We start from the raw sequence: 25,280 nt of genomic DNA, 5'->3' as shown, positions 1-25,280 counted from the left end.
GATAAAAAGTGACAATCCTAAGACAGCCGACAAAAGCCGGGGTCCGTGACGCCGCCGAAAAGATTGCGCGGGTGTTGCCGCCATCGCCGCTATTCCCGTTTAATATCAATGGGAAAGCGGTGGCCTTCAAGGCCGAATCCTTGCAGCCGATCGGTGCGTTCAAGCTGCGCGGCGCATGGCATCGATTAACCGCGTTGGACGCCGATTCCAGGGCACGCGGGGTCGTCGCCTTCTCCTCGGGCAATCATGCGCAGGGAATCGCCTGGGCCGCGCGGCGGCTGGGGATCGCCGCGACCATCGTGATGCCCGCCGATGCGCCCGCGTCGAAGCGCGAGGGGACGCTCGCGCTGGGGGCGGAGATCGTCGATTATGACCGCGCGACCGAAAGCCGCGAGAAGATCGCGCGGCGACTGGCCGAGGCGCGCGGCGCGACGCTGGTGCCGAGCTTCGACGATCCCTGGGTGATCGAGGGGCAGGGCTCTGCGGGCGTCGAGGCGGCGGCGCAGATGGCCGCGCTGGGCCTGCCCGCGCCCGCCCATGTCGTGACGCCTTGCGGCGGCGGCGGGCTGGCGGCGGGGCTGACGCTGGCGCTGCCCGAAGCGCGTGTGACGGTGGTCGAACCCGAGGGCTGGGACGATATGCGGCGCTCGCTGGAGGCCGGGTGGATCGAGCCGGTGGGCGACAATCCCCCGCCGACCGCGTGCGACGCGCTCCAGACGACGCGCGTGTCGCCGCTGACCTTCGAGGTGCTGGCGCGGCGCGGGGCGGAGGGCGTCGCGGTGTCCGAGGCGGAAGTGGCGGCCGCGCAGCGCTTCGCCGCCGAACGGCTGCGGCTGGTGGTCGAGCCGGGCGGTGCGGCGGCGCTGGCGGCGTTGCTGGCGGGCAAGGTGGCGGCGGAGGATGGGATGCTGGTCATCCTGTCGGGCGGCAATGTCGACCGCGCCGCCTATGCCCGCGTGCTGGCCGGATGACGGAGGCCATCGCCCAGGCCGCGCCGGGGATCGCGATGCTGGCGGCCTTTGCCTGTGTGGCCGGCGGGGTGGTGACGATCCGGCGCGGGGATCGGCGCAAGGGCGTGCTGATGCTGGTGATGGCGGCGGTGCTGGTCGGCAATGTCCTGATCTGGACGGTGTGACACCTGTTCCCCGGCGAAGGCCGGGGCCCAGTTGCTTTGGAGTTTGGGGCGGTGGCTGAATGGGCGTGGGAGGCATTTCCGAGCGGGTCGCTCTGCCTCCCACGCACCGCCTTGCGCGCCTTCGACCGTGAAGGAACTGGGCCCCGGCCTTCGCCGGGGAACGGGGTTCGGTTGCAAGTGACCTGCCGCGCAAACCCCGCTAAAGCCCCCTCATGTTCCGCATCGCTCGCTGGGCCCTGAAGGCCGCGCTCGCCTTTGTGATCGTCAGTGTCGTCTGGGTCGGCATCTATCGCTTCGTGCCGCCGCCCATCACCTTCACCATGCTGGGCGATGTGATCGGCGGGCATGGCGTGACCAAGGACTGGATGCCGTTGTCGGACATGGACCCCGACATGGCGCGCGCGGCGATCGCGGGCGAGGATGCCCGTTTCTGCTCTCATAACGGATTCGATTTCAAGGCGATGGCCAGCGCCGCCTATCGCAACGCCAAGGGCGGGCGGATCCGCGGCGGCTCGACGATCAGCCAGCAGACCGCCAAGAACGCCTTTCTTTTCCAGAATGGCGGCTATGTCCGCAAGGCGTTCGAGGCCTGGTTCACCTTCCTGATCGAGACGCTGTGGGGCAAGCGGCGGATCATGGAGGTCTATCTCAACATCGCCGAGACCGGGATCGGGACGTACGGCGCCAATGCCGGGGCGATGCGCTATTTCGGGCATGACGCCTCGCATCTGTCGCCGACCGAGGCGGCCCGGATAGCGGCCGTGCTGCCGCTGCCCAAGAAGCGCGCGGCGGTGGCGCCGACCGGGTTCGTGCGCAGGCACGGCAACGTCATCGCGCGCTATGTGGGCGTGGTGCGGCGGCAGGGGCTGGATGCCTGTATCCGGTAACGGGGTGGGGGCTCGGTGAGACACCTTGCCCTCCCCCCATCCCCTCCCGCTTGCGGGAGGGGCGTGTTCGTGGTGGCCGACACGCGCCAGCCGGGACCTTATGATCCCGCCGCTATCGACCGGCACGCCCCTCCCGCAGGCGGGAGGGGATGGGGGAGGGCGGTGGCCCCATGCGACCAAGCTCCGGCAACATCCGCCTCGCAAAAACCACGATCCTCCACGACGATCGTAAGGATTCCACGGGAAGCCCATGCGATGCCTGCCGCAATCGGATTGATGCTGCTCCAGGCCGTGCCATCGGCTTTGCCGCTGCCCCGCATCACGCCGCGATCCGAATGTCCCCGGACCCAAGACGAGATCGTGGTACGCGGTCGCCGCGATGCGGCCGAACGCTATCGGATACCGCCGTCCGGGCGCGGACCGTCCGGCGCGACGGGCGAAGCGGGCGCTGGGCTGAGCGGTGCGAATATTCTGGGTGGTATGGGCCCCTGCGGCATCCATGCCGGACAAAGGCGCTGCACATCCGCTGAGGCGGGGCAGGCGGGCTATGGCGGGGGCCGCGATCCGCTGACCCTCGGCCGCAAGGTGCTGACCCGATTGATCGACCCGGATGCGGAGATCGACCCGCCATCGTCGCAACCGACCGGGCGTCGATAGGCCCGGCCGGTCGCGGATAGCTTTACTTGGCGTCGCCCGAAATCGCGTCGCCCGCCTTCTTGGCGGTATCGCCGACGCTCTTGGCGGCCGAGGTGACGGCCGCGTCCCGACGGTTTTCCGCCCCGCCCCGGCTGAACAGATAGAAGCCGCCGACCAGCACCGCGATCAGCAGCACGATGGCGATCGCCATGCCGCCACCGCCGCCGCTGCGCCGTTCGATCACCGTGGTATGCGGCTGCTGGGTGCCATAGGTTTCGGTAACACGTTCATCGGCCATGACATTCCCTCCTCTTGATTATGGAGGGGGCAACGCCATGACCGCCATACCGTTCCCGAAACGACTGGAAGCGGATCAGAAGGGCAGCTTGAAGCCCGGCGGCAGCGACAGGCCGCTGGTCATCTTGGACATTTCGCTGCCCGAAGCGGCATCCGCCTTGGTCCGCGCATCGTTGATCGCGGCGGCCAGCAGATCCTCCAGCATGCCCTTTTCCGACGGCTGCATCAGCGAATCGTCGATGGTGATGCCGATGATCCGCCCCTTGGCCGACGCCTTGACCTTGACCAGACCGCCGCCCGAAACGCCTTCGACCTCGATCGTGTCGAGATTGGCCTGCGCCTTTTCCAGTTCGTTCTGGACGTTCTGGGCCATGGCCAGGATTTCGTCTAGATTCTTCACATCATGCTCCGTTCACACTGCGTTTGCCGGGCCATTCCATCAATTCGGCCTCGGGGAAAGCCTCGCGGGCGGCGCGGACCATGTCCGACTCCCACGCGGCGGTCTTGATCGCTTCCTCGGCGGCGACCTGCTGCTCGTGCAGCGTCGGCTCACCGGGCACATCCTCCAGCGTGACGCGCCAGACCTGGCCCGTCGCCGTCTTCAGCGCCGCGATCAGCTCGCTCAGCGTATCCGCCGCGATCGGTCGCGATCCGCTGAACACCATCTCCGGCGGCGTATAACGCACCAGACGCGCCCCGTGGCGCAACCGTGCGGCGAGCGCCAGCTGTCCCATATCGTCCAGCCGGTCGATCATCGCGACGAAGCTGTCGGGCAGCTTGGGCGGCTCGGGCTCGGCGGGGGGAGGGGGCGGGGCCATGGCGGCGGGCGCGGGTGTGGGCGTGGCCTGTTGCACCGCCGCCGGGGCGCTGGGCGCGGCAACACCGCCATCGCGAATCTGCCGCGCCAGCTCGCCCGGATCGGGGAGCGTCGAGGCATGGATCGCGCGCAGCAGCGCCATCTCCGCCGCCTCGATGGGCAGGGCGGCGCGGGCAACCTCGTCATGGCCCTTCAGGAACAGCTGCCACAGCCGGTGCAGCGCCGGGAAGCTGAGCGATCCCGCCCATTCCTCGCGCGCGGCGCGTTCCTCCAGCGGCTGGGCGGCGTCGTGCGGCGTGCCGACTTTGGTCAGGGTGATGCCGTGCACCGTCTCCAGCAGCGAACGCAGCACCGATTGCGGGTCGACGCCATAGTCATATTGCCGCCGGAGCGAGGCGAGCGCCCCCGCGCCGTCGCCGTTCAGGACCAGCCCCAGCAGGTCGCGCACCGCGCCGCGATCCGACAGGCCCAGCATCTCGCGGACCGCCGCCGCGGTGACGCCGCCGCCCTCCAGATCGGCATGGGCGATCGCCTGGTCCAGGATCGACAGGCCGTCGCGCGCCGAGCCTTCCGCCGCGCGCGCGACGAGCATCAGCGCCTCCTCCTCGGCGGTGACGCCTTCCTTCACGCAGATGTCGGCGAAATGCGCCGCCAGCTTGTCCGCCGTGATCCGCCGCAGGTCGAATCGCTGGCAGCGCGACAGGACGGTGATCGGAACCTTGTTCACCTCGGTGGTGGCGAACAGGAACTTCACATGCGCGGGTGGCTCTTCCAGCGTCTTCAACAGCGCGTTGAAGGCGTTCTTGGAGAGCATGTGGACTTCGTCGACGATGTAGATCTTGAAGCGCGCCGAGACGGCGGCATAGCGCGACGCCTCGATGATCTCGCGCACGTCGTCCACGCCGGTATGGCTGGCGGCGTCCATCTCGATCACGTCGATATGGCGGCCTTCCGCAATGGCGCGGCACGGTTCGCACACGCCGCAAGGGCTGATCGTCGGGCCGCCGGTGCCGTCGGGACCGACGCAGTTCAGCGCCTTGGCGATCAGTCGCGCGGTGGACGTCTTGCCCACCCCGCGCACGCCGGTCATCAGGAACGCATGGGCCAGTCGGTCGCGCTTGATCGCATTGCCCAGCGTCTGGACCATCGCGTCCTGCCCGATCAGCGCGTCGAAGGTCTGCGGCCGATATTTGCGCGCGAGGACGCGATACGCCTCCGCTTTGGCGGGCTGGGGCGGTTCGCCCAGGTCGAACGAATCAGCCATGCCGGGTCTGAGTGGTCGGGGTGTTGGAAAGCATCGCCGACCAACATAGGCGCTCGGGCGCGCGGCGTCAGGTATATTCGTGTAGAATACGACACGCTCTCCGTCATCCCAGCGAAAGCTGGGATCTTTCGCGCGGGTGGTCCACGCGGCAAAAGTCCCCAGCCTGCGCTGGGGCGACGCTGCGTCGCGCGGTTCCGAAATGCTGGAAAGGTGGGAGCCGGGACGACCCGCAGCGAAATCGTTGCGGCTGCTTCCGTCAGGACCTGACCGGGTTGGCGATGACTACGTCCGCCCGACTCCCGCCGCGCATATGGCGAAACGAAGCCGGGGGATCAAGCCCTTATCCCACCGGCCCCGTTCGTCATGTCAGAGGGTCAGCGACGGAAGCACTGACGCTGCGGCCCATCCCAGGTGCGGACCCAGCGGCACACGACGCGCGGGCGTCCGTAACCGCGCCAGCCCGGACCCCGATCCCAGCTGTTGCCGCGATGCCAGCCGGGTCCACGGTCCCAGCCCGGACCCCGGTTCCAGCCGGGGCCGCGATCATGCCAGCCCGGCCCACGGTCCCAGCCCGGTCCACGCCCCGGTCCTGGACCCCAGCGGTCGTGCGGCCCATGCGGTGCGGCGGCGGCAGGCGCGGCGGCGGCGATACCCGAAACGGCGATCAGGCCGGCGCCCAAGACAGCAAGAAGTTTCATAACGCTTTACTCCCGGTAGGCCCGCCCTTCGGCGAGCATGGGAGGATATTGCCGAATCGGCGATGATTGCGTGCTGAACCAGTTGGTTATCGCACGTTCAGGGAAGCCGCGCAGTCAGTCCGTCGAGTTCGGGGGTCAGCAGGACCTGACAGGCCAGGCGGCTGGACCGGGTCGCATCGGGCACCAGGTCGAGCATATCCTCTTCCTCTGCCAAGGGGGGCGCGATCCGGTCGAGATAGGCCGTATCGATCAGGACATGGCAGGTCGCGCACGCCATCTGTCCGCCGCACGTGCCCTCCATCGGCTGGCCTGCCCGCTGCCCGGCGCGCAGCAGCGTCTCGCCGGGCATGGCCTGGGTCGAAACCGCATCCCCCCGGCGGTCGATAAAGGTCAGGCCGATCATGGCCGCTGCTCCCTGGCGGCGGCGTCGAGCCGGGCGATGGCGGCCGTCAGGTCCGCCTCGGTGGTATAGCGGCCGAAACCCAGCCGGATCGAGGATCGGGCCTGCGCGTCGCCCAGACCCAGCGCGCGGAGCACATGGCTGGTCCGCCCCGATCCGCTGGCGCAGGCGCTTCCCGCCGAAAAGGCGATGTCGCGGCAGTCGGACATCAGCCGCGCGACATCCAGCCCCTCGCGCCGGACGTTCAGATTGCCACGATAGCGCCGCTCGGTCGACCCGTTGATCGTCCAGTCCGGCCCCAGCTGCGCGATCGCCATCGCCCAGAGCCGCTCGACATGCGCCATGTCCTCCTCGGCGCGCGCCGCCATCAGCTTCGCCGCCACGCCGAACCCGGCACACAAAGCGGGGCTGAGCGTGCCCGAGCGGCCGCCCTCCTGATCGCCGCCATGGAGCAGCGGGGGCAGGGTGATGCCGTCCCTGATCCACAGCGCGCCGATACCCTTGGGACCATGGATCTTGTGCGCCGACAGCGCGACCAGATCGACGCCGTCGGGAATGGCGATCCGGCCATAGCCCTGCACCGCATCGCACAGCATCCAGGCGCCGACGCGACGCGCCTCCTCGGCCAGCGCGGCGATGGGCTGGACGGTGCCGATCTCGTTATTGACCAGCATCGCGGCGACCAGTCCGGTGCCCTGCGCGACGCCCTGCGCGACGGAGGCGGGCGCGACCAGCCCCTCGTCATCGACCGGCAGGATGGTCAGGTCGCGCCCCGTCGCATGCGCGGTGTCGAGCACGGCGGCATGTTCGATCGCCGTCGTGACGATGCCGCCGCTCGCGCCCTTGATCGCCCAGTTCAGCGCCTCGGTCGCGCCGCTCGTGAAGACCACCCGCCCGCCCGGGGGCAGCAGCGCCGCCACCTGATCGCGCGCGACCTCGACGGCGGCACGCGCCTGTCGCCCGGCGCGGTGGGGGGAATGGGGATTGGCATGGCCCTGCTCCAGCCAGGGGAGCATCGCCTTCAGCGCCTCGGGCGCGAGCGGGGTCGTCGCCTGATAGTCGAGATAGATCATGCGACGCGCGTCCCCCGCGCGATGGCGCGCCAAGCGGTGACGAAGCGGTCGACATGCTCGCGCGTCGTGGAGCGGCCGAAGCTGACCCGCACCACCTCGCGCCCTGCCTGTTCGCTCCAGCCGAGCGCGGACAGGACGTGGCTGGGCTTCAGGCTGCCGCTGGCGCAGGCGCTGCCCGCCGAGACCGAGATATGCGCGAGGTCGAACTGGATCAGCTGCGCCGCCGACGGCTTGCCCGGCATGTGATAGCTGGCGATGGCCGGGTGGCGACGGCTGGCATCGGCGACCACGATCCCGCCCGAGCGCCGGATTGCATCGTCGCAATAGGCGCGAAGTGCGGTATGATCGGGCTCCGGCTCCGCGAGCGCCGCCGCATAGCCCAGCACGCCGGGCATATTCTCGGTGCCGGGGCGATAGCCGCGCTCCTGCCCGCCGGTCGGGGCCAGCACCGCCAGGTTGCGGACCAGCAGCGCGCCGATGCCGGGCGGCCCGCCGCGCTTGTGCGCCGACAGCGCGACGAGGTCGGCATGGTCGATCACCGCGCGGTCCGCGCCCGCCGGCATCTGCGCGGCGTCGACCAGCAGGATGTGCCCGGCGGCGTGGATCGCCTCGGCCAGTTCGGCGATCGGCTGTCTCACGCCGGTCTCGCTATTGGCCCATTGCACCGTCACGACCGCGCGCGGCCCGTTCAGATCGGGCAGGCGCAGCACGCCGTCCGGCCCGACCGGCATCACCACGGCATCCGGGGCGGCGCGCAGCACCGCGTCATGGTCGATCGCGCCGACGAAGCGCCGCTCCGCCATCGCCCGGGTCAACGCGATCGACAGCGACTCGCTGGCCCCGCTGGTGAACAGGATCTCATGCGACCAGCCCAGCGCTCCCGCGATGGCCGAGCGGGCATCCTCCAGCAGCCTTTTGGCCGCGCGCCCCTCCGCATGGGGGGAGGAGGGGTTGGCCCAGGTCGCGCATCCCTGGGCCAGCGCCGCACGCGCGGCATCGGTGATCGGGGTGGTGGCGGCATGATCGAGGTAAAGACGGGACAGGGTTCGTTCCCTAGCTGGAATGATCGAACAATTGCGAAAAGGGCCTTCCCGCCTATATAGCGCAACGTTCCCGGCGCTCCACCAGCGCGATCCAGATCGGCGAGTTTTGATGCCCGAAGTCATTTTCCCCGGCCCCGAAGGCCGCCTCGAAGGCCGTTTCGCTCCCGCTCCGCGTCCGCGCGCGCCCGTCGCCATGATCCTGCACCCGCATCCCAATGCGGGCGGCACGATGAACAACCGGATCGTGCAGGAACTCTACAAGACCTTCCAGCGGCGCGGCTTCGCAACCCTGCGCTTCAACTTTCGCGGCGTGGGCAAGAGCCAGGGCACGTTCGACAACGGCATCGGCGAACTGTCCGACGCCGCCTCGGCGCTCGACTGGGTGCAGAGCTTCCACCCCGAAGCCTCGACCACGTGGATCGCGGGCGTCAGCTTCGGCGCGTGGATCGGGATGCAGCTGCTGATGCGCCGCCCGGAGATTCGCGGCTTCATCTCGGTCGCGCCGCCCGCCAACATGTACGACTTCACCTTCCTGGCGCCGTGCCCCTCCTCGGGCATCATCATCCAGGGCGAGGCCGACGAGGTGGCGACCCCGGCGGCGACCCAGAAGCTGGTCGACAAGCTGCGCACCCAGAAGCACATCACCATCCATCACGACACCATCCCCAAGGCCAACCACTTCTTCGAGCATGAAATGCCCGAGCTGATGGGGTCGGTGGACCGGTATCTGGACATGCGGCTGGACCCGAACTCGCCGATCCGGTGATTGCGTCGGGTCGTTGAACGAAAAGGGCCTCGGCGAAAGCCGGGGCCTTTTTCCATGGCCGGGGCTCAGTCGGCCAGCGCCCGTTTGACGGCGGCGTGCGCGTGCAGCGCGGTCGTGTCGAACACCGGCACGGGGCTGTCCTGCGCGTCGATCAGGAGCATGATCTCGGTGCAGCCCAGGATGATCGCCTCGGCTCCGGCCTCGACCAGACGGCGGATGACCGCGCGATAGCGGTCGCGGGACGTGTCGAGGATGCGACCCGCGACCAGCTCTTCATAGATGATGCGGTGAACCTCGGCGCGGTCGGCGGCATCGGGAATGACGACGTCGAGGCCGTGACGCTCCGCCAGCCGCCCCTTGTAAAAATCCTGCTCCATCGTGAAGGCGGTGCCGAGCAGCCCGACGGTCCGCAGCCCTGCGGCCTTGATCCGCTCCGCCGTGGGGTCGGCGATATGCACGAGCGGGATCGTCACCGCCGCCTCGATGGCCGGTGCCGTGCGGTGCATGGTGTTGGTGCAGATCAGCAGCAGTTCGGCGCCGCCTGCCTCCAGCGTCCGCGCGGCCTCGGTCATCCGGGCGGTCAGGCCGTCCCAATCGCCCTTGTGCTGAAGCGCCTCGATCTCGGCGAAATTGAACGACCAGAGCAGGCAGGAGGCCGAGGCGGTCGGGCCGAGCCGATCGCGAACCCCTTGATTGATGATGCGATAATATTCGGCCGAGCTTTCCCAGCTCATGCCGCCGATCAATCCTATCGTCCGCATCCTGCCCCCGTCTCGCCAATGCCGGTCTGGATGATGGGGGAAGCGGACGAAAATGCCTAGGGCCCGACCGAAAGGACGCCCCGTGCCGCCGCCACGCCCGTTTCATAGGCGCCGTGCGCGGTGGAGAAGTCCTCGCGCGAACAGGCCTCGCCCGCAAAGAAGAGGCGACCGTCGACCGGTTCGGCCAGTCTGCCCCTCGCATCGGCATGGCCGACCCTGGCATGGCTGTAGCTGCCGCCGATCAGCGGCACGTGCCGCCAGCGTGTCGCGTCCAACGGCGTGAAGCGCCGTCGCCAATCATTGCCCAACAGGGCCACCAGTTCGTCGATCGCGAAGGCCGCCGCCGCGCCGTCTTCCTCCAGCGCCTCGGCGCAGGGGCCGCCGAAGAAGCTCTCGACGATCGGCCAGCCAAAGGGGGCCAGCCGGTGGCTGGCGGTGCAGGCGCTATGTGGATTGCCGGTCAGGTGCGCATGAGCGGGCCAGGGCAGGGAGCCTTCGACCGACAGGAAGACCTTGTCGGCGATGCCGAGCGGTAGCGCGGCGGCGGCGTCCTGTTTGGAGGGCAGGGGCGGGTCGAAGGTCAGCCTGCCTTCCGCCAGCACCGTGGTGGGGACGGCGACGATAACATGATCCGTCTCGATCGTACCGGCGGAGGTCTCGATGCGGATGGTCTTGCCGCGATGGTCGATGCGCGTGGCCGTCACGCCGGTGCGGACCGGCAATCCCGCGGCGTGGTGGACGACAACCGTGCCATAGCCCTCGACCACCGCCCAATTGTCGTCGGTCGCGGCATTCTCATAGGCTGCCCAGTCGTGCAGCGACACTTCGGCCAGCGAGGCGCCATTGGCATAGCCCGAGATCGCGTCGATCATCGGTCGCCAGGGATCGTCATCGCTCACGAAGTCGGACAGCGGACGATCCGGCCCGTCGAGCGCGGCCATCGCCGCGTCCTCGAACCGCGCATAAGCCTCGCCCGAGGCGCGTTTCTGGTCAGGGGGAAAGCCCAGCCCGTTCCATTGGACCTGCCAGTTGGGCGAGCGGCGGTCGATGGTGAAGCCCGACTTCTCGGCGATGGCGGTCCATGGATTGCGCCTGGCGGAATGAAGCCAGCCACAGCCATGATCGACCACATGGCCAGTCGGCAGTCGCACGCTCTGCGCCCGCCCGCCCAGCCGGTCCGCCGCCTCGATCAGCAGGACCTCGTGTCCTGCATCATGCAGCGTCCGCGCCGCCGCGATCCCGGCCGCGCCGCCGCCGATGACGACGGTGCGGCCGGTCATGGTCAGGCGGCCGCCAGCAGCCGCTTCTCGCCGGCGATGCGCATCATCGCCTTTTGCAGCTTCTCGAAGGCGCGCACCTCGATCTGGCGGACGCGTTCGCGGCTCACGCCGTAAACCTGGCTCAGTTCTTCCAGCGTCTTGGGATCGTCGGTCAGGCGGCGCTCGGTCAGGATGTGCTTCTCGCGGTCGTTCAGGTCATCCATCGCGCTGACCAGCATGTCGTGGCGGACATCCGCCTCCTGCTGCTCGGCGACGACCGAGTCCTGGAGCGGCGCGTCATCGGCCAGCCAATCCTGCCACTGGCCCTCGCCATCCTCGCGCATCGAGACGTTGAGCGAGGTGTCGCCCCCCATCGCCATGCGGCGGTTCATGCTGATGACCTCGTCCTCGTTGACGCCCAGATCGGTGGCGATCTTGGTCACGTCCTCGGGCCGCAGGTCGCCGTCCTCGAACGCGTCGAGCTTCGACTTCATCCGGCGCAGGTTGAAGAACAGCTTCTTCTGCGCCGCCGTGGTGCCCATCTTCACGAGGCTCCACGAGCGCAGGATATATTCCTGGATCGAGGCGCGGATCCACCACATCGCATAGGTGGCCAGGCGGAAACCGCGATCGGGCTCGAACTTCTTCACGCCCTGCATCAGGCCGATATTGCCCTCCGAGATCAGCTCGGAGGTCGGCAGGCCATAGCCGCGATAGCCCATTGCGATCTTCGCCACGAGACGCAGGTGCGAGGTGACGAGCTGCGCCGCCGCCTCCGGGTCGCCATGCTCCTGAAAGCGCTTGGCGAGCATATATTCCTGCTCCGGGGCAAGGATCGGGAATTTCTTGATCTCGGCCAGATAGCGGTTGAGCGACTGCTCCCCGCCGAGCGCAGGAATCGTCGCCGGGACGTTGCTGCCTTTTGCCATGATCCTTATCTCCCTTTCTGGAGCGTCATTCCGTTTCGCCCCGTCGTCGGGCGCGAGGCGGTCTTCTGCTATACGTGAAGCCGACTGAACAGTTCCTGCATGTCCGGTGGCATCGGGCTCTCAAACGCCAAAGCGTGGCCGCTTATGGGATGAATGAAACCCAGATGCGCCGCATGCAGGGCTTGGCGCCGGAAATCGAGTTCATCGAGCAGGGCTTTTTGAGCACCCTTTGTTCTACCATAAACCGGGTCGCCCAGCAAGGCGTGGCCGAGCGACTGCATATGCACCCGAACCTGGTGCGTCCGCCCCGTCTCCAGGCGGCATTCGACCAGCGCGGCGTTGTTGAGTTTTTCGATGGTGCGGTAATGAGTCACGGCGCGTTTGCCGCCCGGCACGATCGCCACCTTCTTGCGGTTCTGCGGGCTGCGCGCGAGGGGCGCGTCCACGCTGCCTTCGGCGGGTCGCGGAATGCCCCCGGTGATCGCGCGGTAGCGGCGGTCGATCGAGTGCGCCGCGAACTGCTTGGCCAGCCCCTCATGGGTGCGGTCGGTCTTGGCCGCGACCATCAGGCCGGAGGTGTCCTTGTCGATCCGGTGGACGATGCCGGGCCGCGCCACGCCGCCAATCCCCGACAGCGACCCGCCGCAATGATGGAGCAGCGCGTTGACGAGCGTGCCGTCCAGATTGCCCGCCGCCGGATGCACGACCAGCCCGGCGGGCTTGTCGATGACGATCAGATGTTCGTCCTCGTATGCGATGACGAGCGGGATATCCTGCGCCTCGTTATGCGCAGGGGTGGGGGCGGGGACCGCGACCTGGAACTGATCGCCCGCCGCCGCCCGCTTGGCGGGGTCGCGCGCCATCACACCGTTGCGCGTCACGGCACCGCTGGCGATCAGCACCTTCAGCCGTTCGCGCGACAGGGTCGGCACCGCATCGGCCAGCGCACGGTCCAACCGCCAGCCATCCGCTGTGGGCGCGATCCGCGCATCGATGATGGAAACCCCCCGGTCCATGGCCTAGTAAATTGGGCATGACCGTAACGATTTCAAGCGATACGCTGGACTTCCTGTTGAAAACCGCCGCCACTTCGCCCGATCGGGAGGTTTGCGGGCTGCTGCTGGGACAGGGGGATCGCATCGCGCGGGTCGTGCCCTGTACCAATGTCGCGGCCGAGCCCTGGCACCGGTTCGAGATCGATCCGGCCGCGCTGATCGCGGCGCACCGCGCGGCGCGGGGCGGCGGGGCGGCGGTGATCGGTCATTATCACTCGCACCCGACCGGGCTGGCCGAACCGTCGCCGCGCGACGCCGCCGATGCCGCGCCCGACGGCAGTATCTGGCTGATCGCGGGGGGCGGACGGGTCACCGCCTGGCGCGCGGTCGCGGCGGGTGAGCGCCATGGCCGGTTCGATCCGCTCGCACTTGCTTGCGCATAGCGAATGCCCACGTCACAAAGGGCCAGTTTGTCGAGGGATTTTTCATGACCGTCAGCCCGGTGGATTTCGCGAGCCTGTTGTGTTCGCGACTGTGCCACGATCTCCTGTCCCCGGTGGGGGCGCTCAATAACGGGCTGGAGCTGCTGGCCGACGAGACCGACCCCGCCATGCGCGAACGCTGCATGGAATTGCTGGCCGACAGCGCGCGCGCCTCGGCCAATAAGCTGAAATTCTTCCGCCTGGCCTTCGGCGCGGGCGGCGGCTTTGCCGAGCGGGTCGACATGGGCGAGGCGAAGGCGGCGATCGAGGGGCTGCTGGTCGACAATCGCCGCACCACGCTGGGCTGGCTGGTCGAACAGCCCAGCCTGCCCAAGCCTGCGGTGCGCATCCTGATGAACCTGACGCTGATCGCGGCCGAGGCGCTGGCGCGCGGCGGCACGATCGACATCGGGGCCGAGGCGGGGCGCGAGGCGATCGAGATCGCGATCCGGATCGAGGGGCCGCGCATCCTGCTCGATCCCGAAATTCGCCGCACGCTGATGGAGGGGCAGGGGACCGAGCCGCTCGGCTCGCGCACCGCGCCCGCATTCCTGGTCCATACGCTGACCCATGAACATGGTGGCATGACGCTGGTCCATGAGCCCGCGCCCAGCACGATGATCCTGGGGGCGGCCATCCGCGCGGGGTAAACGCCCTTTTAATCTTGTGGCGGCAAGAGGGAGCGGAAAGGACGCGCCCTCGGGGATTTATGGACGATCTGCTGCAGGAATTCATCGCCGAGACGCGCGAGACGCTGGAGGCGCTGTCCGGCGAGATCGTGGCCTGGGAAGCGGCGCCCGCCGACCGGGCGCGGCTCGATGCGATCTTCCGCTTCGTCCATACCGTCAAGGGAAGCTGCGGCTTTCTGGACCTGCCGCGCCTTGCCCGGCTCAGCCATGCCGCCGAGGACGTGCTGGCGGCGGCGCGCGACGGCAGCCGGACGCCCGACACCGCGCTGGTCGATGCGGTGCTGGGGATCGTCGACCGGATCGGCGCGGTGGTCGAGGCGATCGCGACGGGGACCGGGCTGGACGATTCGGACGACGACGCGCTGATCGCCGCGCTGACCCGGACGGAAACCGCGTCCGTCGCCCCCGTCGCCAAGGTGGCGGTGCCGAGCCGCGCCGCACCGCGCAGCATCCGCCTGAACGTCGACCTGCTCGACCGGATGATGAGCGGCATGTCCGACATGGTGCTGGCGCGCAACGAACTCGCGCGGCGGCTTCGCGACTCCGTGCTCGACCCGCGGGTCGAGGCGGCGCTCGACCGGCTGTCGCTGACCGTCGCCGACATGCGCGACACGGTGACGCGGACGCGGATGCAGAAGGTCGACGGGCTGTTCTCCGCCCTGCCGCGCATGGTCCGCGACACCGCCGCCGAACTGGGCAAGGCGGTGTCGCTGCGCATCGAGGGGTCGGATGTCGACCTAGACCGCGAGATGATCGAGATGATGCGCGACCCGTTGGTCCACATCATCCGCAACGCGATCGACCATGGCATCGAGACCCCGGCCGAGCGTCGCCGGCTGGGCAAGCCGGAGACCGGGCAGATCTGCGTCGCCGCGCGCCAGTCGGGCAATCAGATCCTGATCGAGATCGAGGATGACGGCGCCGGGATCGACGTCGCACGCATCGCCGCCAAGGCGGTGGCGAGCGGCGTCCATAGCGCGGGCGAGGTCGCCGCGATGACCGCCGCCGACAAGCAGAAGCTGGTCTTCGAACCGGGCCTGTCCAGCCGTGACACGGTGTCGACCATGTCGGGGCGCGGGGTCGGCATGGACGTGGTCCGCGCCAATATCGAACATGTCGGCGGCCGCGTCGCGCTGGACAACCGGCCGGGCCGGGGGCTGGCGATCACCATCCAGGTGCCGCTGACCCTGTCGATCATGTCGACCATCGTCGTCGCGGTCGGCGACCAGCGTTTCGCCATCGCGCGCCAGTCGATCGAGGAGATCGTCAAGATTCGTGGCGATCAGGTCCGCATCGATCCGGTCGGCGCGGTCGAGGTCGCGACGGTGCGCGGACGGCGTCTGCCGATGCTGCCGCTGGGCCGCTTCCTGGGCGTCGGCCCCGCCGAGCCCATGACGCTGGTCATCATATCGACCCGCGACGGCGACTATGCGCTGGGGGTGGACGATGTGCTCGATACCGAGGAGGTGGTGGTCAAGCCCGCCGCCCCGGCGGTGATGGGCAGCGGCCTTTACGCCGGACAGACGCTGCCCGACAGCGGCCTGCCGATGCTGCTGCTCGACGGCGGCGGGCTGGCGCAGGCGGCCGGGCTCCGTTTCCACCGCGAGGTCATCGCGGCGAGCGAGGACGATGCCGACGAAGCGGCGATCCCGGCGCTGTTGTTCGACGATCTGGATGGCTGCCGCCGCGCCATGCCGCTGGGCGCGATCGACCGGGTCGAAAAGGCGGAGGCGGCGGCGGTCCATCATTCGGGCGGTCGCGTCCGGCTGGTGGTGGGCGAGACGACGATGCCGCTGCACCATGTCGATGCCCGGGCGCTCGACCGCGCGACCGTGGGGGGCGAGATCGAGGTGCTGCGCCTGACCGATGGCGAGGCCGAATGCGCCTATGCGATCGCCGCCGCGCTGGAGATCATCCAGCTGCCCGCCGATATCGCCCCGTCGCCGGGTGACGGCACGGTGCTGGGCGTCGCGGTGTGGCAGGGCGAGCCGATCGAGATTCTCGACCCGCTGGCGCTGTTCGGCGGCACGGCGAGCGGGCCGGGCGACCATGGCCCGCTCCTCTGCCTGCTCGACGGCGCGGGGGCGGCCTGGATGGACCGTTTCCTGCGCCCGGTGCTGGAGGCCAATGGCTATCGCTGCGCGGTGCAGGCGCCGGACGACGAGGTTCCCGCGGTCCGCCTGATGATGGAGGACGAGCCCTTGCCCGAGGATGCCTCGGGCGCGCCGGTGGTGCGACTGCGCCGCGAGCGCGATGCGGCGTCCGATGCCGACAGCGTCTATCGCTATGACCGCCCCGCGCTGATCGCCGCGCTGGCCAGCCATGCGCGCCGGGGAGGCCGCTGATGCCGCTGTTCCTGATCGCCCGCATCGCCGACCAGGGCGTGGTGTTCGACGCCGACCAGGTCGATTCGGTGGTCGATATCGGCGAGGTCGTGGCGGTGCCGCGTGCCGAGCCGTCGGTGCGCGGGCTGACCGCGCTGCGCAGCCGCGTCATCACCGTGGTCGACACCCGGCTGGCGCTGGGGCTGGAGCCGACCGCCGACCATATCCGCCGCGCGGTCATCACCCGGCAGGACGGCCATTATTACGCCATGCTGGTCGATGCGCTGGACGATATCGAGACGTTTGAGACCCGGCCGATGCCGCATGCGCCGCCGCGCGAGGGACGCTGGTCGCGCGCGGCGGGCGGCATGGTGGTGCGCGATGGCGAGCCGCTGCTGGTCCTCGACCTGGCCCGGCTGGTCCCGCCGCCCGCGGCGGCGGCCGCCTGAGCCATTAACCCGGCTCTTACTTTCGCAGGGTTAGATGGCCTTCGGGATCCCGCTGGGGTCTTTGCTGTAACAAGGCGTGCCCCATGAAAACCTGTCTCGTCGTCGATGACTCCAAGGTGATCCGCAAGGTCGCCCGACATATATTGGAGACGCTGGACCTTCAGGTGCGCGAGGCGGGCGACGGGCGCGAGGCGCTGGACGCGTGCCTGGAATCGGTGCCCGACGTCGTCCTGCTCGACTGGAACATGCCGGTGATGAGCGGGATGGATTTCCTGCGCGCGCTGCGCGAGGCCAATCTGGACCGGCGGCCGCGCATCGTGTTCTGCACCACTGAAAACGGCATGGCGCATATCCGCGCGGCGATCGATGCCGGGGCGGACGAATATATCATGAAGCCGTTCGACCGCGACACGCTGGAGAGCAAGCTCCAGCTGGTCGGCGTCATCTGAGCCCCGCCGACCGGCCGCCCATGCGCAGCGCCATGGCGTCTTTCCTCCAACCCGATATCGCGCCGCGACCGGCCAGCCGCATCCTGATCGTCGACGATTCGGCGGTCGCGCGCGCGCTGATCGCCGGGCAGATCGCCGGGCATGACCGCTTCGTGCTCGCGGGGCAGTCGACCCATGTCGAAGGCGCGCTCGGCTTTCTGGCCCAGAACCGGGTCGACATCATCCTGCTGGATGTCGAGATGCCCGGACAGGACGGCATCTCCGCCCTGCCGCGCATGCTGGCGGCGGGGCGCGGTGCGCGGATCATCATCGTCTCGGCCTCCACGCCCAAGGGCGGCGCGGCGACGGTGCAGGCGCTGGCGCACGGCGCGGCCGACACGCTGGTCAAGCCGCTGCCCCAGAGGCTGGCCGAGTTCGGCGAGATCCTGCGGCACAAGCTCGATGCGCTGGCCGGGACCGGGGCCGGAGCCGGGGCGGGGGAGGGCGACGCATCGTCGCCGCCCGCTGCCACAGCGCCGATCGCCCCGGCATCGGCACGGGGTACGGCGCTGCCCGAGATGATCGGGATCGGGGCGTCGACGGGCGGCATTCACGCGCTGGCCAAGCTCTTGGAACGGGTGCCCGCCAGCATGTCGGTGCCGATCGTCGTCACCCAGCACCTGCCCGCGTCCTTCATGTCCTATTTCGCCGCGCAGCTGGCGGCGGTGGCGCGGCGGCCCTGCGACATTGCCGAGGACCGGATGCGGTTGCGGCCGGGCCGGATCCTGATCGCGCCGGGCGATGCGCATGTCACCTTTGTCGGGCTGCCCGACGGCGGCGCGTCGATCCGGCTGAAGCATGACCGGGCGAGCAGCGGCTGCCTGCCCTCGGTTGACCCGATGTTCGCCTCGATGGCGGAGCTGTGGGGCAACCGGGCCTGGGGCATCGTGCTGACGGGCATGGGGCGTGACGGGATGGAGGGCGCGCGGATGTTGAAGGCGGCGGGGGGAAGGATCATCGCACAGGATCAGGCCAGTTCGGTCGTCTGGGGCATGCCCGGCGCGGTCGTCCGCCGCCACCTGGCCGATCAGGTCCTGCCGCCCGAGGCGATCGGCACCATGCTGGCCGCGGGCGCGGCCAAGGCCGCGCAGCCATGATGGCGTCCGTGCCCCACAGCCCCCGCGCGATGCCGATCCGCTCCAACCCCGCCGCCGAGCCCGCCTCCCGCCAGGCGCTGACCGTCCTGGCCGCGCTGCTCGAGGCGCGCACCGGGCAGCAGATCGTCAGCCACCGTTCGACCCGCGTGGACACCGTGTTGCTGCCGCTGATGCGCGAACGGCGGCTGGAGACGCTCGACCAGCTGGTCCTCGCGCTACTCGACGGGCGCGACCCGCATCTGGCGGGCCGGGTGGTCGATGCGCTGATCAATTGCGAGACGTCCTTCTTCCGCGACCAGCATGTCTTCGACCAGATCGTCGAGATCGTCGCCGAGGTGGAGCGCAGCGGCCGCCGAGCGCGGATCTGGAGCGCGGGGTGTTCGACCGGGCAGGAGCCGCTATCGCTGGCGATGATCTTTGCCGAGCGTCAGCAGGTGAGCGGGGCGGCGATGCCCGAGATCGTCGCCACCGATGTCTGCGAGGCGGCGCTCGCCCGGGCCCGCAGCGGCTGCTACACCCAGTTCGAGGTGCAGCGCGGGCTGCCGATCCGGCATCTCGTCCGCTGGTTCGAAGGGCGCCCCAACAATGAATTCGCCGCGCGGCCCGACCTGCTGCGCCACATCGCCTTTCGCCACATGAACCTGGTGCTCGACCCGCCGCCGGGCGGCGCCTTCGACCTGGTGCTGTGCCGCAACGTCATGCTGTATTTCTCGCCCGACCCCAAGCGGCGCGCCTTTCAGACGCTGGCCGCCGCGATGCGGCCCTCGGGCGGACTGATCCTGGGCGCGGGCGAGACGGTGATCGGCCAGACCGACCTGTTCCAGCTTAATCCGGCCGGGCGCGGCGTTTACGAGAAATGCGATCCCGACGATCCCATAAGGAGCCTATGAAGTCATATCCTTGATGCTCCGATGCCGCTAACAGGGGCGGCCCAGCGGGGTTGTTCAGGAGGTTGCATGACGATCGTCGATACGCCGTCACCCAATTTCGACGCGCGTCAACTGCCCGTAACGATGATCGTGTTGCACTATACCGGGATGCAGGACGCGGAATCGGCGATCGCCCGGCTGCGCGATCCGGAGGCCAAGGTGTCGTGCCATTATCTGGTGGCCGAGGACGGCACGGTGATGCGCATGGTCGACGAGGACAAGCGCGCCTGGCATGCGGGGCGTTCGCACTGGCGCGCGATCGAGGACGTCAATTCGGCGAGCATCGGGATCGAGATCGTCAATCCCGGCCATGACTGGGGCTATCGGCCCTTTCCCGACGAACAGATCGCGGCGGTGATGGAACTGGTCGCCGACATCCAGCGCCGCCACGGCATCACGCGCGGCAACATCGTCGGTCATTCGGATATCGCGCCTGCCCGCAAGCGCGATCCCGGCGAGCTGTTCCCCTGGGGCGCGCTGGCCCGGCGGCGGCTGGCGCTGCCGCGCCCGACCAAGAACCTGATGGACCCGATGTGGACCGAGGCGGGCTTCTGCCTGGCGCTGGAGCGGTTCGGCTATGACGTGACCGACCGGATGGCGGCGATCATGGCGTTCCAGCGGCGCTTCCGCCCCGAGCTGATCGACGGCGAGATCGATGCGGAATGCCGGATGATCCTGCTCGCGCTGCTGCTCCCGCGTCCGCAGGGGGACGATTGAAGGGCCGGGACGTGGGCTTCGACTACGCTCAGCCTGAACGGCTCTTTGGATTGATACATAACGCCGTTCAGCCTGAGCGAAGTCGAAGGCCACGCCCCGACGCCCGGCACAAACCCCTTGCCCTCCCGCCCATTCCCGCTACACGCACCCCAGCCAGAGGGCCGGGCGGCCGCGGCCTCGGGAAACCGGGGGCGAGGAAAGTCCGGGCTCCACGGAACGACGGTGCCGGGTAACGCCCGGCGGGGGTGACCCCAGGGACAGTGCCACAGAGAGCAGACGGCCACGGCTTCGGCCAGGTCAGGGTGAAAGGGTGCGGTAAAAGCGCACCGCGGGTCCGGTAACGGAAACGGCATGGCAAACCCCACCGGGAGCAAGACCGAATAGGGACGGCATGGCGCCTTCGGGCGTCGGGGTGTGTTCCCACCCGCCGTCCGGGTTGGTTGCTTGAGGCGATGTGCAAGCATCGTCCTAGAAGAATGGTCGCCCATCCGGCTTTGCCGGTGGACAGAACCCGGCTTACAGGCCCTCTGGCTGATCTCTACGCGTTCGGGCCCCCGTCAGGAGCCCAGCGTGCTGGAATTGATGATGATATTCTTGCCCTGCGATTTGGCCGTGGGCGTGCCCTTGGCGATCAGGTCGACGACCTGGTCGGGGCGGGGCAGGGCGTTGAACGAGGGATAGCTGCTCGCGCTGGCGTCGACATCGTTCAGCCGCACCGTATACGACCTAGTCTTGCGCTTTTCGATCTGGCTCATCAGGTCGGGAAAGACGTCGACCGTCCGTCCGGCATCGGCGAGCGCGATCATATAGCCGTCGCTGTCGTCCCCCTCCCGGCGATAGACCCCGAACATGGTCGTGGCGATTCCGTCGCGGCAGAGCGGAGCGGCCGGCGTGACGGGTTCGGCCTTGGGGTTCGCCTTGTCCTTTTCGGCCTGATCCATGACGGCCGCGTTCATCAGGAGGGTGAACAGCGGATTGGAACTGCTCGACTTTTCCAGCTTGGCCTTGGGCAGATGCGCGAAGTCGGTCTGCGTCGCGCAAGCGGCGACCGGCGCCGCCGGGCCCGGATAGGCGGGGGTGGTCGCAATGGGGGGCTTCAGCGCGGCGATCATCTCGTCCATCCTGGCGTCGAGCGCGTTCGCGGTCAGCTTTTCGGCGGTCAGGCGCACGACCAGCAACCATTCGCCGATCGGCATGACCGCCAGAGAGGTGCTGCGATAGGGGCTGCTGAGCAGCGACCAGCTCTGGCGCAACGCCACCGCCGGGCCCGAGCCGCTCGGCGCGAAGGCGATCGGATCGGCGCTGGCGGGGGCGCCCTTGTCGAAATTCCGGCGCTCCTCGATCGCGATGCGCGAGCGGTCGAACCATAGCGGCACGCTGGGCACCGCCGGGTGGAACAGGAACAGCGTGGCGAAGACGCTCTTGTCCGGGCTTTCCAGTTTGACCGCGATGTCATGCTCGGTGGTGGTGGCGTCGGTGATCGCGACCCGGTTCAGCCCGGCGACGCTGGACCGGACGATCAGCCGCGTCTGGGCATGCATCCAGCCCTTGTCGGCCGGAACTGCCAGATCGCGCGCCGAAGCCGTCCCCGCCACCATCGCCGCCGCCAGCGCCGCGCCATACCAGAACCGCATGTCATCCTCCCCCATGGATGACGCGGAGGCTAGGCGTTCCCCGGACCGCGATCAAGCGCGGTCAGACCAGGACCTTGTCCGGCCGCTCCAGCCCGTCGAGATCGGTATCGGCGTCGATCTCCAGCAGGGTTTTGATATGCCCGTCGCGAATGTCATAGACCCAGCCGTGCAGCCAAAGCTCGCGCTTCTCGGCAAAGGCCTTCTGGATGGTGTCCAGCCGGGCGAGATGGCGCAGCTGCTCCATGACATTGACCTCGACCAGCCGGTTGACCTTGGCCGCCTCGTCGGGCTGGGCGTCGATTTCCTCGCGGTGGCGGTGGAGCACGTCGCGCGCATTGCCCAGCCACTGGTCGACCGGCCCCTCGGTGCCGCCCGTCAGCGTTGCCAGCACCCCTCCACAGCCATGATGGCCGCACAGGATGACATGGCGAACCTTCAGCACGTCGACCGCATATTGCACGACCGACAACAGGTTCAGGTCGTCGTCATGGACGAGGTTGGCGATGTTGCGGTGCAGGAACATGCCCCCCGGTGGGGTCATCGTCATCTGCTCGGGCGTCACCCGGCTGTCCGAACAGCCGATCCACAGGAAATCGGGCTTTTGCCCCACGGTCTGCCGCTGGAAGAAGTCGACCTTCTCCTCGAGCAGTTCGGTCGCCCAGGCCTTATTGGCGAGCAGCAACTGCTTATATTCCCTCATGCGTAGCGCACTCCGGTCGATGGGGCCTTGATCAGCGGCGCGGTCCGCTCGGCGACGTCGCTGCGGACGATCACGGTGATCCCGCGATAATCGGCGCCCTTGATGAAGGCATTGATGATGTCGACATTGTCCAGGTCGACATAGGAGGTCGAGGACAGGTCGATCAGCAGATTGGCGCCGTCCGGCACCTTGGCCAGCGCCTTCTGCAGCTCATACTTATGGATGAAGTACAGGTTGCGCCGCGCGCGGATCAGGCAGTCGCCATCGTCATAGGCATAGGTCAGCGCCGGGCGGAAATTGCGCGCCACGACGAAGACGAAGCCGACGGTCAGGCCGATCAGGATCCCGATCAGCAGGTCGGTGCGCAGGATCGCCAGGATGGTGACGATGAAGGGGATGAACTGGCTCCACCCCTGCTTGTACCGCTCGGTGAACAGCTTGGGCTTGCACAGCTTGTAGCCGGTGGCGATCAGCACGGCGGCGAGCGCGGCCAGCGGGATCAAGTTGAGCACCGCCGGGATCAGCGCGACCGAGATCAGCAGCCAGGTGGCGTGCAGCATGGTCGACAGCTTGCTCTCCGCGCCCGAATCGACATTGGCCGAGGAGCGCACGATCACCGAGGTGACGGGCAGGCCGCCGAGCAGGCCCGAGACAATGTTGCCGCCGCCCTGCGCCATCAGCTCCCAATTCTTGTCGGTGGTGCGACGGCGCGGATCGAGTTCGTCCACCGCCTTGACGCTGAGCAGCGATTCCAGGCTGGCGACGATCGCCAGCGTGATCGCGGTGGTCCACACCGCGCCCATGCCGATGGCGGAGAAATCGGGTAGCTGGAACTGGCCGACAAATTCCGACGCGCTGCCCGCGACCGGCACGCGGACCAGATGACTGCCCGCCAGCTGCCATTCGGGCCGCACCGCGCCCAGCATCATGTTGCCGACCACGCCGATCACCACCACGACCAGCGGACCGGGGAGCAGGCGAAGCGGGCCCTGCTTGGGCTTGGCATGATCCCACCAGAACAGGAAGGCCAGCGACACCGCGCCGATCAGCACCGCGCCGGGCGCGATGTCGCGGCTGACGCTGGACCACAGATCGGTGAAGGTGTTGCCGCCCGCGCGGCTGGCATATTCGAAGCTGCCCTCGAAATCGCCGTCATAGCCGATCGCATGGGGAATCTGCTTCAGGATCAGGATCAGGCCGATCGCCGCCAGCATGCCCGTAATGACCGAGGAGGGGACGAACTCGGCCAGCACGCCCGACCGCGTGAAGGAAAAGGCGAGCTGGAGGATACCCGCCAGCACCACCGCCAGCAGGAAGACCTGGAAACTGGGCAGCCGCTCGATCGCCTCGAACACGATCACGGTCAGGCCTGCGGCGGGCCCCGCAACCGACAGCGGCGATTTGGACAGGAAGCCGACGACCAACCCGCCGACGATCCCGGCGATCATGCCCGCGAAAGGCGGCGCGCCCGAGGCGACGGCGACGCCCAGGCAGAGCGGCAGCGCGACGAGCGCCACCACGATCGAGGCCGGCACATCCGCTCTTGCGGTGGCCAGGAAGGAAGGACGCTCGGCCACGATCGCTCCGTGAAATAAGTGGGTGCAGCATATGCCCGATACGGACATGAACATATGATGACGTTCATGTCATGAACGAGCCGTAGTCGGACGGTCAAGCATTTCGCGCGGCGATTTTGGCCGTGCATGACGCAAAGCAGCACCACGATGCTTGCACCGCTGCGCAACTCGCCTAAATCGGCCGGGTGGCGCGATCTTCTACCCGATCCAATGACTGGGGCTTTCCTCGCTGGCGCAGCTATGGCGCGGCGCGGGAGGCCAAGCCCGTGCGAATCTGCGACCGGCATGGCTGCGACCAGCCGGGCAATTGCCCCGCGCCCAAATCGCCCAACAGCCCCGACCGCTGGTATTTCTGCGAGGCGCATGCCGCCGAGTATAATCGCGGCTGGGACTATTTTCAGGGGCTGAGCGCCGAGGAGGCCGCCGCGCGCGAGGCGTCCGAACGGCGGACCAGCGCGGGCTATGCCCAGTCCAAGCATCAGGCCTGGGCCGGGCCGGGCGACGGCACCCGCTCGCGCGACGAGATGCGCGCGCTCGAGGCGCTGGGGCTGGAGGCGGATGCCGAGTTCGACCTGATCCGCGCGACCTGGCGGGGGCTGGCCAAGGCCAACCATCCCGACATCCGCCCCAACGACCCCGACGCGGCCAAGAAATTCCAGCAGGTCCAGGCCGCCTATGAGGTCCTGCGCGCCGCCGAGGAGCGGCGGAGCTGGAAGCCCGAATGATCCGCCGCGCCAAGGCGGATTGGGAAGCGACGGTTCTGATCTGCGGCAAATGCTCGAAAAAGGTCGGCGGTGGCTTCGGCCCCAAGGGCAAGACCCCGCTGGCCAAGGCGCTGCGGCGGATCTTCGGCAAGGGACGCAAGGCCTCGGTCGGGGTGATCGAGACCAAATGCCTGGGGCTGTGTCCGAAGAATGCGGTGACGCTGGTCGACGGACGGCGTCCGGGCGAATGGCTGGTGGTGACGCCGGACGAGGATGTCGAGGCGATCGCGACGCGACTGGGGCGGGGGGCTTAGGGTTTTAGCGGGGGCTCGGTGAGACCCCTTGCCCTCCCCATCCCAGTTTCAGGTAAACGATGCCCCGCATCGTTTAGGTCATGCCGGGGGCATGACCGACATGAAACTCGCCTGCGGGAGGGGAGCGGCCAGAGGCTTTGGCGTGGCCTTCGACTACGCTCAGGCTGAACGGGCGTTAGTAATAGGCCCGATTCCTTCGCTCCGTTCAGCCTGAGC

The 25,280-nt window shown here is 68.5% G+C and carries 29 protein-coding genes and 2 other RNA genes; 16 read left to right on the top strand and 15 right to left on the bottom strand.

Annotation, left to right across the window (positions count from 1 at the left end):
* Nucleotides 1-8: 8 nt before the first annotated feature.
* From ACFX59_RS00795 to ACFX59_RS00780, 4 genes are all read left to right on the top strand, one after another.
* Nucleotides 9-971 (top strand): threonine/serine dehydratase, encoded by a 963-nt coding sequence (locus tag ACFX59_RS00795; protein WP_387428698.1) that lies wholly within the window; start codon nt 9-11, stop codon nt 969-971.
* Nucleotides 968-1,135 (top strand): hypothetical protein, encoded by a 168-nt coding sequence (locus ACFX59_RS00790; RefSeq protein ID WP_387428695.1) that lies wholly within the window; start codon nt 968-970, stop codon nt 1,133-1,135. Before ACFX59_RS00795 ends, ACFX59_RS00790 begins: the two co-directional genes overlap by 4 nt.
* A gap of 212 nt (nt 1,136-1,347) precedes the next feature.
* Entirely contained in the window at nt 1,348-2,022 is a 675-nt protein-coding gene (gene mtgA / locus ACFX59_RS00785; RefSeq protein WP_387428693.1) for a monofunctional biosynthetic peptidoglycan transglycosylase, read from the top strand.
* Nucleotides 2,023-2,277: 255 nt separating this feature from the next.
* Nucleotides 2,278-2,679, top strand: a complete 402-nt coding sequence (locus ACFX59_RS00780; protein WP_387428691.1) for a hypothetical protein — start codon at nt 2,278-2,280, stop codon at nt 2,677-2,679.
* A 22-nt stretch (nt 2,680-2,701) separates the two neighbouring features.
* Here ACFX59_RS00780 and ACFX59_RS00775 read toward each other — a convergent pair whose 3' ends face one another.
* The 8 genes from ACFX59_RS00775 to ACFX59_RS00740 form a co-directional block, all read right to left on the bottom strand.
* Nucleotides 2,702-2,956 (bottom strand): hypothetical protein, encoded by a 255-nt coding sequence (locus tag ACFX59_RS00775; protein WP_219020342.1) that lies wholly within the window; start codon nt 2,954-2,956, stop codon nt 2,702-2,704.
* A gap of 75 nt (nt 2,957-3,031) precedes the next feature.
* Nucleotides 3,032-3,355 (bottom strand): YbaB/EbfC family nucleoid-associated protein, encoded by a 324-nt coding sequence (locus ACFX59_RS00770; RefSeq protein ID WP_307100000.1) that lies wholly within the window; start codon nt 3,353-3,355, stop codon nt 3,032-3,034.
* Between the two features lies 1 nt (nt 3,356).
* The gene (locus tag ACFX59_RS00765; RefSeq protein ID WP_387428688.1) at nt 3,357-5,036 is read right to left on the bottom strand and encodes a DNA polymerase III subunit gamma/tau; all 1,680 of its coding nucleotides are present in this window, start codon (nt 5,034-5,036) and stop codon (nt 3,357-3,359) included.
* Nucleotides 5,037-5,242: 206 nt separating this feature from the next.
* Nucleotides 5,243-5,340, bottom strand: an RNA gene (gene ffs, locus ACFX59_RS00760) — signal recognition particle sRNA small type.
* A 70-nt stretch (nt 5,341-5,410) separates the two neighbouring features.
* Nucleotides 5,411-5,734 (bottom strand): hypothetical protein, encoded by a 324-nt coding sequence (locus ACFX59_RS00755; RefSeq protein ID WP_307099996.1) that lies wholly within the window; start codon nt 5,732-5,734, stop codon nt 5,411-5,413.
* Between the two features lie 97 nt (nt 5,735-5,831).
* The gene (locus tag ACFX59_RS00750; RefSeq protein WP_309696605.1) at nt 5,832-6,137 is read right to left on the bottom strand and encodes a 2Fe-2S iron-sulfur cluster-binding protein; all 306 of its coding nucleotides are present in this window, start codon (nt 6,135-6,137) and stop codon (nt 5,832-5,834) included.
* Nucleotides 6,134-7,207, bottom strand: a complete 1,074-nt coding sequence (locus ACFX59_RS00745; RefSeq protein WP_387428684.1) for a cysteine desulfurase family protein — start codon at nt 7,205-7,207, stop codon at nt 6,134-6,136. The genes ACFX59_RS00750 and ACFX59_RS00745 overlap by 4 nt, the downstream gene beginning before the upstream one ends.
* Complete coding sequence (locus ACFX59_RS00740) at nt 7,204-8,373, bottom strand: cysteine desulfurase family protein (RefSeq protein ID WP_387428681.1); 1,170 nt, start codon at nt 8,371-8,373, stop codon at nt 7,204-7,206. Before ACFX59_RS00740 ends, ACFX59_RS00745 begins: the two co-directional genes overlap by 4 nt.
* On the opposite strand from ACFX59_RS00740, the gene ACFX59_RS00735 reads away from it, so the two are divergent.
* Nucleotides 8,360-9,016 carry an alpha/beta hydrolase gene (locus tag ACFX59_RS00735; protein WP_007404127.1) on the top strand — a complete coding sequence of 219 codons (657 nt, stop codon included), beginning with the start codon at nt 8,360-8,362 and terminating at the stop codon, nt 9,014-9,016. The genes ACFX59_RS00740 and ACFX59_RS00735 overlap by 14 nt on opposite strands.
* 65 nt (nt 9,017-9,081) lie before the next feature.
* Here the strand turns inward: ACFX59_RS00735 and ACFX59_RS00730 are convergent, their stop codons facing one another.
* The 4 genes from ACFX59_RS00730 to ACFX59_RS00715 form a co-directional block, all read right to left on the bottom strand.
* Nucleotides 9,082-9,777 (bottom strand): aspartate/glutamate racemase family protein, encoded by a 696-nt coding sequence (locus ACFX59_RS00730; protein ID WP_387428679.1) that lies wholly within the window; start codon nt 9,775-9,777, stop codon nt 9,082-9,084.
* Between the two features lie 56 nt (nt 9,778-9,833).
* The gene (locus ACFX59_RS00725; RefSeq protein WP_387428677.1) at nt 9,834-11,057 is read right to left on the bottom strand and encodes a flavin monoamine oxidase family protein; all 1,224 of its coding nucleotides are present in this window, start codon (nt 11,055-11,057) and stop codon (nt 9,834-9,836) included.
* A gap of 2 nt (nt 11,058-11,059) precedes the next feature.
* On the bottom strand, nt 11,060-11,965 hold the full coding sequence (rpoH, locus tag ACFX59_RS00720; RefSeq protein ID WP_007404166.1) for an RNA polymerase sigma factor RpoH: 906 nt from the start codon (nt 11,963-11,965) through the stop codon (nt 11,060-11,062).
* Nucleotides 11,966-12,033: 68 nt separating this feature from the next.
* Nucleotides 12,034-12,981: an RluA family pseudouridine synthase gene (locus ACFX59_RS00715; RefSeq protein WP_387428674.1), complete on the bottom strand. Its 948-nt coding sequence runs from the start codon at nt 12,979-12,981 to the stop codon at nt 12,034-12,036.
* Between the two features lie 17 nt (nt 12,982-12,998).
* On the opposite strand from ACFX59_RS00715, the gene ACFX59_RS00710 reads away from it, so the two are divergent.
* From ACFX59_RS00710 to rnpB, 9 genes are all read left to right on the top strand, one after another.
* Nucleotides 12,999-13,403, top strand: a complete 405-nt coding sequence (locus ACFX59_RS00710) for a Mov34/MPN/PAD-1 family protein (RefSeq protein ID WP_387428671.1) — start codon at nt 12,999-13,001, stop codon at nt 13,401-13,403.
* A 44-nt stretch (nt 13,404-13,447) separates the two neighbouring features.
* Complete coding sequence (locus tag ACFX59_RS00705; RefSeq protein ID WP_387428669.1) at nt 13,448-14,092, top strand: histidine phosphotransferase family protein; 645 nt, start codon at nt 13,448-13,450, stop codon at nt 14,090-14,092.
* A gap of 59 nt (nt 14,093-14,151) precedes the next feature.
* On the top strand, nt 14,152-16,476 hold the full coding sequence (locus tag ACFX59_RS00700) for a chemotaxis protein CheA (RefSeq protein ID WP_387428667.1): 2,325 nt from the start codon (nt 14,152-14,154) through the stop codon (nt 16,474-16,476).
* Nucleotides 16,476-16,904, top strand: a complete 429-nt coding sequence (locus ACFX59_RS00695) for a chemotaxis protein CheW (protein WP_309696583.1) — start codon at nt 16,476-16,478, stop codon at nt 16,902-16,904. The genes ACFX59_RS00700 and ACFX59_RS00695 overlap by 1 nt, the downstream gene beginning before the upstream one ends.
* Nucleotides 16,905-16,987: 83 nt before the next feature.
* On the top strand, nt 16,988-17,353 hold the full coding sequence (locus ACFX59_RS00690; protein WP_307099978.1) for a response regulator: 366 nt from the start codon (nt 16,988-16,990) through the stop codon (nt 17,351-17,353).
* A gap of 32 nt (nt 17,354-17,385) precedes the next feature.
* Nucleotides 17,386-18,489, top strand: a complete 1,104-nt coding sequence (cheB, locus tag ACFX59_RS00685; protein WP_387428663.1) for a chemotaxis-specific protein-glutamate methyltransferase CheB — start codon at nt 17,386-17,388, stop codon at nt 18,487-18,489.
* An 8-nt stretch (nt 18,490-18,497) separates the two neighbouring features.
* Nucleotides 18,498-19,379 carry a CheR family methyltransferase gene (locus tag ACFX59_RS00680; RefSeq protein WP_387428660.1) on the top strand — a complete coding sequence of 294 codons (882 nt, stop codon included), beginning with the start codon at nt 18,498-18,500 and terminating at the stop codon, nt 19,377-19,379.
* A 66-nt stretch (nt 19,380-19,445) separates the two neighbouring features.
* Nucleotides 19,446-20,135, top strand: a complete 690-nt coding sequence (locus ACFX59_RS00675) for an N-acetylmuramoyl-L-alanine amidase (protein ID WP_307099972.1) — start codon at nt 19,446-19,448, stop codon at nt 20,133-20,135.
* A gap of 153 nt (nt 20,136-20,288) precedes the next feature.
* Nucleotides 20,289-20,670, top strand: an RNA gene (rnpB, locus tag ACFX59_RS00670) — RNase P RNA component class A.
* A gap of 22 nt (nt 20,671-20,692) precedes the next feature.
* Here rnpB and ACFX59_RS00665 read toward each other — a convergent pair.
* From ACFX59_RS00665 to ACFX59_RS00655, 3 genes are all read right to left on the bottom strand, one after another.
* Entirely contained in the window at nt 20,693-21,769 is a 1,077-nt protein-coding gene (locus ACFX59_RS00665) for a hypothetical protein (protein WP_387428658.1), read from the bottom strand.
* 61 nt (nt 21,770-21,830) lie between these two features.
* The gene (locus ACFX59_RS00660; protein ID WP_387428655.1) at nt 21,831-22,469 is read right to left on the bottom strand and encodes a carbonic anhydrase; all 639 of its coding nucleotides are present in this window, start codon (nt 22,467-22,469) and stop codon (nt 21,831-21,833) included.
* On the bottom strand, nt 22,466-24,046 hold the full coding sequence (locus ACFX59_RS00655) for a SulP family inorganic anion transporter (protein WP_387428652.1): 1,581 nt from the start codon (nt 24,044-24,046) through the stop codon (nt 22,466-22,468). Before ACFX59_RS00655 ends, ACFX59_RS00660 begins: the two co-directional genes overlap by 4 nt.
* 185 nt (nt 24,047-24,231) lie before the next feature.
* On the opposite strand from ACFX59_RS00655, the gene ACFX59_RS00650 reads away from it, so the two are divergent.
* Nucleotides 24,232-24,771 carry a J domain-containing protein gene (locus ACFX59_RS00650; RefSeq protein ID WP_307099963.1) on the top strand — a complete coding sequence of 180 codons (540 nt, stop codon included), beginning with the start codon at nt 24,232-24,234 and terminating at the stop codon, nt 24,769-24,771.
* Entirely contained in the window at nt 24,768-25,064 is a 297-nt protein-coding gene (locus ACFX59_RS00645; protein WP_387428650.1) for a (2Fe-2S) ferredoxin domain-containing protein, read from the top strand. The genes ACFX59_RS00650 and ACFX59_RS00645 overlap by 4 nt, the downstream gene beginning before the upstream one ends.
* Nucleotides 25,065-25,280 lie beyond the last annotated feature (216 nt).

It is taken from the genome of Sphingomonas sp. NCPPB 2930 (genome assembly GCF_042867205.1).
Taxonomy (GTDB): Bacteria; Pseudomonadota; Alphaproteobacteria; order Sphingomonadales; family Sphingomonadaceae; genus Sphingomonas.
Note: the sequence above shows the minus strand (reverse complement) of the source record. Positions and strands in the feature narration are given on the sequence as shown.

Excerpts from the sequence above, each read along its gene's own strand:
- ACFX59_RS00790 (WP_387428695.1), top strand. The coding sequence starts at position 968 with ATGACGGAGGCCATCGCCCAGGCCGCGCCGGGGATCGCGATGCTGGCG.
- mtgA (WP_387428693.1), top strand. The coding sequence starts at position 1,348 with ATGTTCCGCATCGCTCGCTGGGCCCTGAAGGCCGCGCTCGCCTTTGTG.
- ACFX59_RS00780 (WP_387428691.1), top strand. The coding sequence starts at position 2,278 with ATGCCTGCCGCAATCGGATTGATGCTGCTCCAGGCCGTGCCATCGGCT.
- ACFX59_RS00775 (WP_219020342.1), bottom strand. The coding sequence starts at position 2,956 with ATGGCCGATGAACGTGTTACCGAAACCTATGGCACCCAGCAGCCGCAT.
- ACFX59_RS00765 (WP_387428688.1), bottom strand. The coding sequence starts at position 5,036 with ATGGCTGATTCGTTCGACCTGGGCGAACCGCCCCAGCCCGCCAAAGCG.
- ACFX59_RS00755 (WP_307099996.1), bottom strand. The coding sequence starts at position 5,734 with ATGAAACTTCTTGCTGTCTTGGGCGCCGGCCTGATCGCCGTTTCGGGT.
- ACFX59_RS00750 (WP_309696605.1), bottom strand. The coding sequence starts at position 6,137 with ATGATCGGCCTGACCTTTATCGACCGCCGGGGGGATGCGGTTTCGACC.
- ACFX59_RS00745 (WP_387428684.1), bottom strand. The coding sequence starts at position 7,207 with ATGATCTATCTCGACTATCAGGCGACGACCCCGCTCGCGCCCGAGGCG.
- ACFX59_RS00735 (WP_007404127.1), top strand. The coding sequence starts at position 8,360 with ATGCCCGAAGTCATTTTCCCCGGCCCCGAAGGCCGCCTCGAAGGCCGT.
- ACFX59_RS00740 (WP_387428681.1), bottom strand. The coding sequence starts at position 8,373 with ATGACTTCGGGCATCAAAACTCGCCGATCTGGATCGCGCTGGTGGAGC.
- ACFX59_RS00730 (WP_387428679.1), bottom strand. The coding sequence starts at position 9,777 with ATGCGGACGATAGGATTGATCGGCGGCATGAGCTGGGAAAGCTCGGCC.
- ACFX59_RS00725 (WP_387428677.1), bottom strand. The coding sequence starts at position 11,057 with ATGACCGGCCGCACCGTCGTCATCGGCGGCGGCGCGGCCGGGATCGCG.
- rpoH (WP_007404166.1), bottom strand. The coding sequence starts at position 11,965 with ATGGCAAAAGGCAGCAACGTCCCGGCGACGATTCCTGCGCTCGGCGGG.
- ACFX59_RS00715 (WP_387428674.1), bottom strand. The coding sequence starts at position 12,981 with ATGGACCGGGGGGTTTCCATCATCGATGCGCGGATCGCGCCCACAGCG.
- ACFX59_RS00710 (WP_387428671.1), top strand. The coding sequence starts at position 12,999 with ATGACCGTAACGATTTCAAGCGATACGCTGGACTTCCTGTTGAAAACC.
- ACFX59_RS00705 (WP_387428669.1), top strand. The coding sequence starts at position 13,448 with ATGACCGTCAGCCCGGTGGATTTCGCGAGCCTGTTGTGTTCGCGACTG.
- ACFX59_RS00700 (WP_387428667.1), top strand. The coding sequence starts at position 14,152 with ATGGACGATCTGCTGCAGGAATTCATCGCCGAGACGCGCGAGACGCTG.
- ACFX59_RS00695 (WP_309696583.1), top strand. The coding sequence starts at position 16,476 with ATGCCGCTGTTCCTGATCGCCCGCATCGCCGACCAGGGCGTGGTGTTC.
- ACFX59_RS00690 (WP_307099978.1), top strand. The coding sequence starts at position 16,988 with ATGAAAACCTGTCTCGTCGTCGATGACTCCAAGGTGATCCGCAAGGTC.
- cheB (WP_387428663.1), top strand. The coding sequence starts at position 17,386 with ATGGCGTCTTTCCTCCAACCCGATATCGCGCCGCGACCGGCCAGCCGC.
- ACFX59_RS00675 (WP_307099972.1), top strand. The coding sequence starts at position 19,446 with ATGACGATCGTCGATACGCCGTCACCCAATTTCGACGCGCGTCAACTG.
- ACFX59_RS00665 (WP_387428658.1), bottom strand. The coding sequence starts at position 21,769 with ATGCGGTTCTGGTATGGCGCGGCGCTGGCGGCGGCGATGGTGGCGGGG.
- ACFX59_RS00660 (WP_387428655.1), bottom strand. The coding sequence starts at position 22,469 with ATGAGGGAATATAAGCAGTTGCTGCTCGCCAATAAGGCCTGGGCGACC.
- ACFX59_RS00645 (WP_387428650.1), top strand. The coding sequence starts at position 24,768 with ATGATCCGCCGCGCCAAGGCGGATTGGGAAGCGACGGTTCTGATCTGC.